We start from the raw sequence: 11,593 nt of genomic DNA, 5'->3' as shown, positions 1-11,593 counted from the left end.
ACAAAGAATACCGAAACACTTCCGTCAACAAAAGGGCGCTTAGCTCAGCTGGTTCAGAGCATCTGGTTTACACCCAGAGGGTCGGGGGTTCGAATCCCTCAGCGCCCACGAAATAGAAGTCTTACGAAGAAATTCGTGAGACTTTTTTTATTTCTTACCGCTTTTATACAAACTTTCTTTATCCTTTTGCCTTATAACTCAGGAAAAAGAGTTAATTTTGCAGTCTGATAATTATCTAAGAAAACGTATGGAACTTGATGTATTAACGGCCATATCTCCGATTGATGGTCGATATAGAGGCAAAACTAAAGCTTTGGCAGCTTATTTCTCTGAATTTGCACTGATTAAATACCGTGTACAGGTAGAGGTGGAATACTTTATCACCTTGTGCGAACTTCCTTTGCCGCAGTTGAAAGGAATCGATAGCAGCGTGTTTGAAACTTTACGGAATATCTACCGTAACTTCTCGGAAGCAGATGCGCAACGCATTAAAGATATCGAAAGTGTAACCAACCATGATGTAAAAGCCGTAGAATATTTCCTGAAAGAAGAATTCGATAAGCTGGGTGGAATGGATGACTATAAAGAATTCATTCACTTCGGATTGACTTCTCAAGACATTAATAATACGTCTGTGCCTCTTTCTATCAAGGAAGCTTTGGATAAAGTCTATTATCCGCTGATCGAAGAACTGATTGCACAACTGAAAACGTATGCAACAGAATGGGCTGAAATCCCGATGCTTGCCAAAACTCATGGGCAACCGGCTTCTCCGACTCGTCTGGGTAAGGAAGTGATGGTATTCGTTTACCGCCTGGAACGTCAGCTGGCTATGCTGAAAGCATGTCCGATCACTGCAAAATTCGGTGGCGCTACCGGAAATTACAATGCTCATCATGTAGCATATCCTCAATATGACTGGAAACAATTCGGTAATCGGTTTGTTGCAGAGAAACTGGGACTGGAACGCGAAGAATATACCACTCAGATTTCGAACTACGATAACTTGTCTGCTGTCTTTGACGCGATGAAACGTATCAACACCATAATGGTGGATATGAACCGTGACTTCTGGCAATATATTTCTATGGAATACTTCAAGCAGAAGATCAAAGCCGGTGAGGTAGGATCAAGCGCGATGCCGCATAAAGTGAATCCGATCGACTTTGAAAATGCGGAAGGTAATTTGGGTATCGCAACTTCTATTCTGGAACACCTGGCTGTGAAACTGCCTGTTTCCCGTTTGCAGCGTGACCTGACAGACTCTACGGTGCTCCGTAATGTAGGCGTGCCTTTCGGTCATATCGTGATTGCTATTCAGAGTTCACTGAAAGGACTTCGCAAACTGTTGCTGAACGAACCGGCTATTTACCGTGATCTGGACAACTGCTGGAGCGTAGTGGCTGAGGCAATCCAGACGATTTTACGCCGCGAGGCTTACCCGCATCCGTATGAAGCATTGAAAGCTTTGACCCGGACCAACCAGGCTATTACAGAAAGTTCTATTAAAGAGTTTATCGAAGGCTTGAACGTAAGCGAAGATATTAAAAAAGAGTTAAGAGCAATTACTCCGCATACATATACGGGACTTTAATTGTTTACTTATACAATAAACGTGTTTTTTAAATAGGCCGTGAGGCCAAAGTCTAATTTTATTCGAATAAAAAAATGAGCACAGAAAACGAAGAATGGCGCGAAAATTCTTACAATGAGGAGAATACAGGTGCCGGCCGTGATGGTAACAAGTCTTACAACAGAGAAGGTGGAGAACGTCCGTATCGTCCTTCTTACAACCGTGAAGGTGGGGATCGTCCGTATCGCCCGCGATTTAATCCGAATAGTGAAGGTGGAGAGCGCCCACAGCGTTCTTATGGTGAACGTTCTTATGATCGCCCCCAACGTCCTTCTTACAATCGTGAAGGTGGAGACCGTCCGTATCGTCCTCGCTTCAATAGCAACAATGAAGGAGGCGAACGTCCGCAACGTCCTTACAACCGCGAAGGTGGTGAACAACGTTCTTATGATCGTCCTCAACGCCCTTCTTACAACCGTGAAGGTGGAGACCGTCCGTATCGTCCGAGATTCAATCCGAACGGCGAAGGTGGCGATCGTCCGCAGCGTCCTTACAATCGTGAAGGTGGCGAGCAACGCTCTTATGGCGACCGTCCGTACCGTCCCCGTTTCAACAGTGGTGAAGGTGGCGACCGTCCTCAGCGTCCTTACAACCGTGATGGCGGTGACCGTCCATATCGTCCCCGCTTCAACAGTGGTGAAGGTGGTGGCTATCGTAATAACAACGGTGGTGGCGGCTATCGTCCGAGATTTAACAATGATCGTTCGCAGGGTGGCTATCGTCCGCGTCCGCGTACCAGTGATTACGATCCGAATGCTAAGTATAGCATCAAGAAGCAGATTGAGTACAAGGAACAGTTTGTTGATCCGAACGAACCGATTCGTCTGAACAAGTTCCTGGCTAATGCCGGTGTTTGCTCACGTCGCGAAGCTGATGAGTTTATCACAGCAGGTGTGGTTTCTGTAAACGGTGAAGTAGTAACTGAATTGGGTACAAAGATCAAACGCTCGGATGTGGTGAAGTTCCACGATGAACCGGTAAGCATCGAACGTAAGGTATACGTACTGTTGAATAAGCCGAAAGATACGGTTACTACATCGGATGATCCGCAGGAACGCCGCACGGTAATGGATCTGGTAAAAGGCGCTTGCAACGAACGCATTTATCCGGTAGGGCGTCTTGACCGCAACACGACTGGTGTACTTCTGTTGACAAATGACGGTGACCTGGCTTCCAAGCTGACACACCCGAAATTCTTGAAAAAGAAAATATATCATGTTCATCTGGACAAGAACCTGACAAAAGCAGATATGGATCAGATTGCAGCCGGCGTACAGTTGGAAGACGGTGAAATCCATGCAGATGCTATCAGCTACACAGATGATTTCAAGAAAGACCAGGTAGGTATCGAGATTCACTCCGGCAAGAACCGTATCGTTCGCCGTATTTTCGAATCACTGGGATATAAAGTAGTAAAACTCGACCGTGTATTCTTTGCCGGACTGACCAAAAAAGGTCTGCGCCGCGGAGACTGGCGTTACCTGTCGGAAGCAGAAGTAAACTACCTCCGCATGGGGTCGTTTGAGTAATATATAATATTGTATTAAAAAAGTTTTATGGAAAAGATTGGTAGAACAAAAATTGTTGATCTGTTGAAGCGCGAAGATATTGGCGCTATGGTCAATGTGAAAGGATGGGTTCGCACCCGCAGAGGTAGCAAACAAGTTAACTTTATCGCACTGAATGACGGTTCTACAATAAATAATGTGCAGATCGTAGTAGATCTGGCTAATTTCGATGAAGAGATGCTGAAACTGATTACTACCGGGGCTTGTATTAGTGTGAACGGAGTAATGGTGGAATCTGTGGGTTCCGGTCAGAAGGTGGAAGTGCAGGCTAAAGAAATCGAAGTGCTGGGTACTTGCGACAATACATATCCATTGCAGAAAAAAGGTCACTCCATGGAATTCTTGCGCGAGATCGCTCACTTGCGTCCGCGTACCAATACCTTTGGTGCAGTGTTCCGCATTCGTCACAACATGGCGATTGCTATTCACAAGTTTTTCCATGAAAAGGGATTTTTCTATTTCCATACACCGATTATCACAGGTTCCGACTGTGAAGGTGCCGGACAGATGTTTCAGGTAACTACCATGAATCTGTATGACTTGAAGAAAGACGAAAGAGGTTCTATCTCTTATGATGACGACTTCTTCGGCAAGCAGGCAAGTTTGACAGTATCCGGTCAGTTGGAAGGTGAATTGGCTGCCACTGCTTTGGGCGCTATCTACACATTCGGTCCTACTTTCCGTGCCGAAAACTCCAATACTCCCCGCCATTTGGCAGAGTTCTGGATGATTGAGCCGGAAGTTGCGTTCAACGACATTGCTGATAATATGGACCTGGCAGAAGAGTTTATCAAATATTGTGTGAAATGGGCGTTGGATAACTGTGCGGATGATGTGAAGTTCCTGAACGATATGTTCGATAAGGGCTTGATTGAACGTCTGCAAGGTGTATTGAAGGATGATTTCGTTCGTTTGCCTTATACGGATGGTATCAAGATTCTGGAAGATGCCGTTGCGAAAGGTCACAAGTTCGAATTCCCTGTTTACTGGGGAGTAGACTTGGCTTCCGAGCACGAACGCTATCTGGTGGAAGATCACTTCAAACGTCCGGTGATTCTGACTGATTATCCGAAGGAAATCAAAGCCTTCTATATGAAGCAGAACGAGGATGGAAAGACAGTACGTGCGATGGACGTTCTTTTCCCGAAGATCGGTGAGATCATTGGTGGTTCTGAACGTGAAGCGGATTATAACAAGCTGATGACTCGTATTGAAGAAATGCATATCCCGATGAAGGATATGTGGTGGTATCTGGATACCCGTAAGTTCGGTACTTGTCCTCACTCCGGTTTCGGACTCGGTTTTGAACGTCTGTTGCTGTTTGTAACAGGTATGTCAAATATCCGTGACGTGATACCGTTCCCGCGTACACCGAGAAATGCTGATTTCTAATATTTCGGTATATTTATGTAAAACTCGCATAATCTTTTGATTGTGCGAGTTTTTTTATGCATTTGATTGTTACTTTCTCAAAATAAATCTTTATATTTGGACATACGCCTTTAAAAGTGTTAACTAAAATCATATTGTCATGAAAAAGCTCTATTTCTTTACCATGCTTTCAATTATGTTGTTAGCGGTAACAGGTGCGACGGCCCAAAAGAAAACCAAATTCAAACCGGCCGATTTGAAAGGGATCTGGCAGTTGTGCCATTATGTATCAGAATCTCCCGATGTTCCGGGATCGTTGAAACCCAGTAATACATTTAAGGTATTGAGTGATGACGGCAGAATCGTGAATTTTACCATTATTCCCGGTTCGGATGCGATTATCACAGGATATGGTACGTATAAACAGTTGACTGATGATTCTTATAAAGAGAGTATCGAGAAGAATATCCACCTTCCGATGCTCGATAATCAGGATAATATTCTGGAGTTTGAAATAAAGGATAATGATTATCTGCATTTGAAATACTTCATCAAGAACGATCTGAACGGAAATGAACTGAACGCTTGGTATTATGAGACCTGGAAACGGGTGGAGATGCCGGCTAAGTTTCCGGAAGATATTGTGCGATAAATTAGATTGCAATATAGATTCTTTGTTGTTTTTTGACCTCCCCGGTGTCAATCCGGAGGAGGCCTTTTTATTTTCTGCACCTTATCTACAAATATAGTAAGTTTCCCTTGTCATTCAACCCGATAAATCCAAAAAAAGCTAGAAATAGTTTGCCAATTCAAAGAAAAGCCGTACTTTTGCAAGCCGATTATTATCACAAAATGATAAGAGATTAATTCATAGCAAGTTAGTCCTCCTTTGTCCGGGGAGGCTGATATGTGGTGAAGAAAATTTTTAGTAGTAACATTTAAAAAACAAAATTAGAGTGGATACTTTAAGTTACAAGACCATTTCTGCAAACAAAGCGACCGTAACCAAAGAATGGGTTATCGTTGACGCTACAGACCAAACTTTAGGTCGTCTGGGAGCAAAAGTTGCAAAATTGCTGAGAGGAAAGTACAAACCAAACTTTACTCCTCACGTAGACTGCGGTGATAACGTTATTATCATCAATGCAGACAAAGTAAAACTGACTGGTAACAAATGGAATGACAGAGTATATTTGTCATATACAGGCTACCCTGGTGGTCAGAGAGAAATGACTCCTGCCCGTTTGATCACTAAACCGAACGGCGAAGAGAGATTACTGAAAAAAGTAGTGAAAGGTATGCTTCCTAAGAATATCTTGGGAGCTAAATTGCTGGGTAACCTGTATGTATACGCTGGTAGCGAACACAAACATGAAGCTCAGAGCCCGAAAATGATTGATATTAATTCATATAAATAAGATATAATGGAAGTAGTAAATGCATTAGGCAGACGTAAACGTGCAATTGCACGTGTATTCGTAAGCGAAGGTACAGGAAAGATTACTATTAACAAGAGAGACCTTGCAGAGTACTTTCCATCAACTATACTTCAGTATGTTGTAAAACAACCATTGAACAAGCTGGGTGCTGCTGAGAAGTATGACATCAAAGTAAACTTGTGTGGTGGTGGTTTCACTGGCCAGTCTCAGGCATTGCGTTTGGCAATCGCTCGCGCATTGGTTAAGATGAACGCTGAAGATAAGGCTGCACTTCGTGCTGAAGGCTTCATGACTCGTGACCCACGTTCTGTAGAGCGTAAGAAACCGGGACAGCCGAAAGCTCGTAGAAGATTCCAGTTCAGCAAGCGTTAATGTGCTGCCTGACCGAGGAATATGTTTAGTATCTAAACTACTGGGACTCTGCTCATAGACTACCCAGCGGTTGGTTTAGAAAAAACAAAAAAGAAAGTAAACGATTTAAAGAAAAAACAAGATGTCAAGAACAAATTTTGATACTTTATTGGAAGCCGGTTGCCACTTCGGACACCTTAAGAGAAAGTGGAACCCTGCAATGGCTCCTTATATTTTCATGGAACGCAATGGTATTCACATCATTGATCTCCACAAAACAGTTGCAAAAGTAGACGAAGCTGCTGAAGCTTTGAAACAGATTGCCAAATCAGGCAAGAAAGTTCTTTTTGTTGCTACTAAAAAACAAGCAAAGCAGGTTGTTGCTGAGAAAGCTCAATCTGTTAATATGCCTTATGTAATCGAGCGCTGGCCGGGTGGTATGTTGACCAACTTCCCGACTATCCGTAAGGCTGTGAAGAAGATGGCTACTATCGATAAATTGACTAACGATGGTACATATTCTAACCTTTCTAAGAGAGAAGTTCTTCAGATCTCTCGTCAACGTGCAAAATTGGACAAGACTTTGGGCTCTATCGCTGACCTGACTCGTCTGCCGTCTGCATTGTTCGTTATCGACGTAATGAAAGAAAATATCGCAGTTCGTGAAGCTAACCGTCTGGGTATCCCTGTATTCGGTATCGTTGATACTAACTCTGATCCTACAAACGTTGACTTCGTAATTCCTGCTAACGATGACGCTACTAAATCGGTAGAAGTTATCCTGGATGCTTGCTGTGCTGCAATGATCGAAGGTTTGGAAGAAAGAAAAGCTGAAAAGATCGATATGGAAGCTGCTGGTGAAGCTCCTGCAAACAAAGGCAAGAAGAAATCAGTAAAAGCAAGACTCGACAAGTCTGATGAAGAAGCTATCAACGCAGCGAAAGCTGCTGCCTTCATCAAGGAAGACGAAGAGGCTTAAATATATAAATGTGCCAATTTGCTAGCGTGCAGGCGTGTGGTAGTTACCTCATCCTGCATTGTATTGGCAGATTGGCACATTTTTTGTTTTGAAAATTATTATTCATTTAAATAAAGGAAATTATTATGGCTGTAACTATGGCTGATATTACCAAGCTGCGCAAAATGACCGGAGCTGGTATGATGGATTGCAAGAACGCATTAACAGAAGCTGAAGGCGATTACGACAAGGCAATGGAAATTATCCGTAAGAAAGGACAAGCTGTTGCTGCTAAGCGTTCAGAACGTGATGCTTCTGAAGGTTGCGTTTTGGCTAAGACTACCGGTGACTATGCCGTTGTCATTGCTCTGAAGTGTGAAACTGACTTTGTGGCTCAGAATGCTGATTTTGTGAAACTGACTCAGGATATTCTTGATCTTGCTGTGGCTAACAAATGCAAGACATTGGACGAAGTAAAAGCTTTGCCGATGGGTAACGGTACTGTACAGGATGCAGTGGTTGACCGTAGCGGTATCACAGGTGAGAAAATGGAGCTTGATGGTTACATGACTGTAGAGGGTGCAAGCACTGCTGTTTACAACCACATGAACAGAAACGGTCTTTGTACCATTGTTGCTTTTAACAAGAACGTTGACGAACAGTTGGCTAAGCAAGTAGCTATGCAGATTGCTGCCATGAATCCGATTGCTATTGATGAAGACGGTGTTTCTGAAGAAGTGAAGGAAAAGGAAATTGCTGTTGCTATCGAGAAAACAAAAGCTGAACAGGTACAGAAAGCTGTAGAAGCTGCTTTGAAGAAAGCTAATATCAACCCTGCTCATGTAGATAGCGAAGAGCACATGGAAAGTAATATGGCTAAGGGCTGGATTACAGCTGAAGATATAGCTAAGGCAAAGGAAATTATTGCTACCGTTTCTGCTGAAAAGGCTGCACATCTGCCGGAACAAATGATTCAGAACATCGCTAAGGGTCGTCTGGGTAAGTTCTTGAAGGAAGTTTGTCTGCTGAACCAGGAAGATATTATGGACGCTAAGAAGACTGTAAGAGAAGTATTGGCAGCTGCTGATCCTGAACTGAAGGTTCTTGACTTTAAGCGCTTCACTCTGAAAGCTGAATAATCTATCTCAAAAAGATAATAGAGAAGGGCGGAACTTTGATGGTTTCCGCCCTTTCTCATTATCCTCCGACTCCTTTGGTCTTTGTATATCCTTCTTTTATCAACAGGTCTATCACTTTCTGTTTGAAATCTCCCTGTACGATGATTTCCCCGTCTTTGGCCGAACCTCCGACTCCGCATTTACTTTTTAGCATTTTCCCGAGTTCTTTTTGGTCATTCTCTGTTCCAACGAATCCGGTGATGAGTGTAACTACTTTGCCGCCACGGTTTTTTCTGTCGAGAGAAACCCGAAGGTTCTGTTTATTCTTGTCCAGCGTCACTTGTTCCTGATCGTCATCCATGTCATAGTTGAAATCAGGATTTGTAGAGTAGACCACGTTCAATCTATCTTTCCAATCATTATTTTTCATATACTTCAGCTTTTATTGTGTCAAAAGTAATATTTTGTGGGGAACTTTGCAATCTTTTGTTTACTTTGGCGTCTAATAATAAAACGAAATAAGACTAATAAACAGAAAATGATGAAACGATCCATAGCGTTTGCTCTCATATGTTCTTTTACTATTTCTCTTTGGGCACAAACATTTAAAGGCAGAGTCGTTGATCTTGCAGGAAATCCGATCCCCTATGCGGCACTCTATCTGAAAGAACTTAAAACAGGCTTCACTACCGATGATAACGGCTGTTTTCAGACCTCGCTCCCGGCGGGACAATATACCTGTGAGGTTTCTTCTTTAGGTTTCGCCGGACAAACATTCTCCTTTTCCATATCTGCCGGAGATGTGGAAAAGAATATTGTGCTCTCCGAACAAATATATAGTCTGCGGGAAGTGAATGTGGTGAAAGGTGCGGAAGATCCGGCCTATTCCGTAATGCGTAAGGCGATTGCGAATGCTCCTTATTACCGGACACAGGTGAAGGGATTTAGGGCCGGAACCTATCTGAAAGGCACAGGAAAAATGAAGACTATTCCCGCAATTCTAAAGTTGTCGAAGGAAGTTAGGAAAGAGTCGAAAGAGTTTCTGGGCAAGTTGTTTGTGATGGAGGAACAGAGAGTGGTGACTTTTAAGGCACCCTCTACTTGGGAGAATCAGGTAAAGGCCTATTCCAATTCATTTCCCGAGGAGATGGAGGTCAGAATCGGTCTGACCACTATTAACTTTTACGAGCCTACTATCTTCGATAAAGTATCACCGCTAAGTGCCGGAGCATTCTCTTATTACCGTTTTAAACTGGAAGGCTGCTATAGTGAAGGCAACCATCTGATCAATAAAATAAAAGTCATCCCCAAGCAAGACAGTCCGCGTCTGGTGTCCGGAGATTTGTATATTGTGGAAGATCTTTGGTGCGTCTCTGCGGCTGAATTTTCTATCCGTATGAGTGGCCTGAAAGCTACGGTCAAGGCAACTTGTAAAGAAGTTCAGCCTTCTGTTTTCCTGGCTACCTCCACAAGTATGTCCTGTGAAATCAAAATGATGGGATTTTCTGCAGAGGCTTCCTATCTGGCAGCAGTACATTATACGAATGTGGAAATAGCAGACCGTCAGCAAGTGATGAATGGGGCTTCTGATGCCTCACCGAAACAAAACAGGAAGCAGCAGAAGCTTGTAAAGCAGATAGAAGAACTGTCGACGAAGGAGGACTTGACTTTGAGTGAAGCCTATAAGCTATCTAAGCTGATGGAAAAGAACATTGCCGAATCCGATACTGCACGTTCTCCGCATAAATATGAACGTAAAGTGAGAAAGAGAGAAGTGAATATAAAGACCGATTCGCTGGCGGACAAAAAGGATTCGCTTTATTGGGCAGCTGTCAGAAGTGTTCCTTTGCGTCCGGAAGAAATACAGAGTTATATCCATAAAGAAGAGTTATCCCTCTCCAAAGACTCCCTTCAGGAGAATGATTCGGCTAAAACAACAGTTGGGAAAAAGATCATTCAAACATTCCTGATGGGTAAAACCTATCGTACTTCAGACAAGAAAGCATGGATTGGCTGGAAAGGCTTGCCTTCCTATGTGCCTGAGTATAATTTTGTAGATGGCTTCTGGCTGGGAGCTAAGTTTGAAACAGGGTTGAAATTATCGGAGGCCTCTACTTTGCAATTCACTCCTTCTGCTTATTATACCACTGCCCGTAAAGCGGTAGCAGGGCAAAGTGAACTCTCCTTGAGTTATGCTCCGAGGCGACGGGGATATCTGGAACTGTCCGGCGGAGTTCTTTCTGCCGATTATAATGGAGAAAGTGGAGAATCCCGTCTGATAAATACCGTTGCCTCTTCTTTCTTCGGGCGGAATGATGTGAAACTCTATGAGAAGCGTTTCCTGTCTTTCCAAAATAAGATCGAACTGGCGAATAGTTTGTTGCTTTCTACCTCGCTTTCCTGGCAGCGACGACAGATGCTGGAGAATCATATACACCGGAGCTGGTTCAAGAAAGAAGCGGAGTCGAATATTCCGGACAGCCGGGCATTCTATCCGATGCCGGAAAATGAATTATTGAAAGCTTCCTTTGCCTTGGAATATACACCGGCTCATTATTACCGGATGTACAGAGGAAAGAAAGTATATGAAGAATCCAAATGCCCTACCTTTACATTGCGTTATGACCGTGCTTTCCCGTTGAAAGGGGCTTTGCCTTCTCCGTCCTATCACTTGGCGGAGTTTTCGGCCAGGCAGAGCATAGAGTTCGGAATGTTTAATACACTAGACTGGGCTGTTAATGCCGGAACATTCTGGAATAAGAGCGGTATGCAATTCCCCGATTTCAAGCATTTTGCGACCACAGGTTTGCCGGTGACGGAACGCTCGTTTGATACAGGATTCTCTTTGCTGGATAATTATGCATACTCTACCAATACCCGTTGGGTACAAGCTAATATTTCCTGGTACACACCCTGTCTGTTGCTGAAATTTCTTCCTTTTCTGAAAAAGAAGAACCTCGATGAAGCGCTGCATCTCCGTACACTTGTGGAATACGACCGCCGTCCCTATTCGGAAATCGGTTACTCCATCGGATTCATGAAACTGGCACGGTTAGGCGTCTTCCTTGGCTTCGACAGTTTGAAATACCGCTCGGCGGGAGTTTCCGTCAGCATTCCGTTGTCAACGTTTGCGGGAGAATAGCACCTGTGTAGAA

10 protein-coding genes and 1 tRNA gene are annotated in these 11,593 nt (G+C 43.6%); 10 read left to right on the top strand and 1 reads right to left on the bottom strand.

Annotation, left to right across the window (positions count from 1 at the left end; all coding sequences use genetic code 11):
- The first annotated feature begins 33 nt into the window (after nucleotides 1–33).
- From DW640_RS08740 to tsf, 9 genes are all read left to right on the top strand, one after another.
- A tRNA-Val gene (locus tag DW640_RS08740) sits at nucleotides 34–108 on the top strand.
- Nucleotides 109–247: 139 nt separating this feature from the next.
- Nucleotides 248–1,594 carry an adenylosuccinate lyase gene (gene purB, locus DW640_RS08735; protein ID WP_008760796.1) on the top strand — a complete coding sequence of 449 codons (1,347 nt, stop codon included), beginning with the start codon at nucleotides 248–250 and terminating at the stop codon, nucleotides 1,592–1,594.
- Between the two features lie 74 nt (nucleotides 1,595–1,668).
- Nucleotides 1,669–3,162, top strand: coding sequence for a pseudouridine synthase (locus tag DW640_RS08730; protein ID WP_055229259.1), 1,494 nt, complete (start codon nucleotides 1,669–1,671; stop codon nucleotides 3,160–3,162).
- A gap of 27 nt (nucleotides 3,163–3,189) precedes the next feature.
- Nucleotides 3,190–4,593, top strand: coding sequence for an asparagine--tRNA ligase (gene asnS, locus DW640_RS08725; protein ID WP_072067667.1), 1,404 nt, complete (start codon nucleotides 3,190–3,192; stop codon nucleotides 4,591–4,593).
- Nucleotides 4,594–4,732: 139 nt separating this feature from the next.
- Nucleotides 4,733–5,224 (top strand): DUF4488 domain-containing protein, encoded by a 492-nt coding sequence (locus tag DW640_RS08720; RefSeq protein WP_008760799.1) that lies wholly within the window; start codon nucleotides 4,733–4,735, stop codon nucleotides 5,222–5,224.
- Between the two features lie 304 nt (nucleotides 5,225–5,528).
- Nucleotides 5,529–5,990: a 50S ribosomal protein L13 gene (gene rplM, locus DW640_RS08715; protein WP_008760800.1), complete on the top strand. Its 462-nt coding sequence runs from the start codon at nucleotides 5,529–5,531 to the stop codon at nucleotides 5,988–5,990.
- Between the two features lie 6 nt (nucleotides 5,991–5,996).
- Nucleotides 5,997–6,383, top strand: coding sequence for a 30S ribosomal protein S9 (rpsI, locus tag DW640_RS08710; RefSeq protein ID WP_008760801.1), 387 nt, complete (start codon nucleotides 5,997–5,999; stop codon nucleotides 6,381–6,383).
- A gap of 121 nt (nucleotides 6,384–6,504) precedes the next feature.
- Nucleotides 6,505–7,341 (top strand): 30S ribosomal protein S2, encoded by an 837-nt coding sequence (rpsB, locus tag DW640_RS08705; protein ID WP_008760802.1) that lies wholly within the window; start codon nucleotides 6,505–6,507, stop codon nucleotides 7,339–7,341.
- 125 nt (nucleotides 7,342–7,466) lie between these two features.
- Nucleotides 7,467–8,459 carry a translation elongation factor Ts gene (gene tsf / locus DW640_RS08700; protein ID WP_016269412.1) on the top strand — a complete coding sequence of 331 codons (993 nt, stop codon included), beginning with the start codon at nucleotides 7,467–7,469 and terminating at the stop codon, nucleotides 8,457–8,459.
- A 58-nt stretch (nucleotides 8,460–8,517) separates the two neighbouring features.
- On the opposite strand, the gene DW640_RS08695 is transcribed toward tsf, so the two are convergent.
- A complete protein-coding gene (locus tag DW640_RS08695) occupies nucleotides 8,518–8,868 on the bottom strand; it encodes a translation initiation factor (protein WP_022470914.1) in 351 nt (116 codons plus the stop codon).
- A 111-nt stretch (nucleotides 8,869–8,979) separates the two neighbouring features.
- On the opposite strand from DW640_RS08695, the gene DW640_RS08690 reads away from it, so the two are divergent.
- Complete coding sequence (locus DW640_RS08690) at nucleotides 8,980–11,580, top strand: DUF5686 and carboxypeptidase regulatory-like domain-containing protein (RefSeq protein ID WP_199610305.1); 2,601 nt, start codon at nucleotides 8,980–8,982, stop codon at nucleotides 11,578–11,580.
- Nucleotides 11,581–11,593: the final 13 nt, after the last annotated feature.

The sequence above is a fragment of the Bacteroides sp. AM23-12 genome, from assembly GCF_003434395.1.
GTDB classification, from domain to species: domain Bacteria; phylum Bacteroidota; class Bacteroidia; order Bacteroidales; family Bacteroidaceae; genus Bacteroides; species Bacteroides thetaiotaomicron.
The sequence above is the reverse complement of the archived record's forward strand: the minus strand, read 5'-3'. Positions and strand labels throughout refer to the sequence as shown.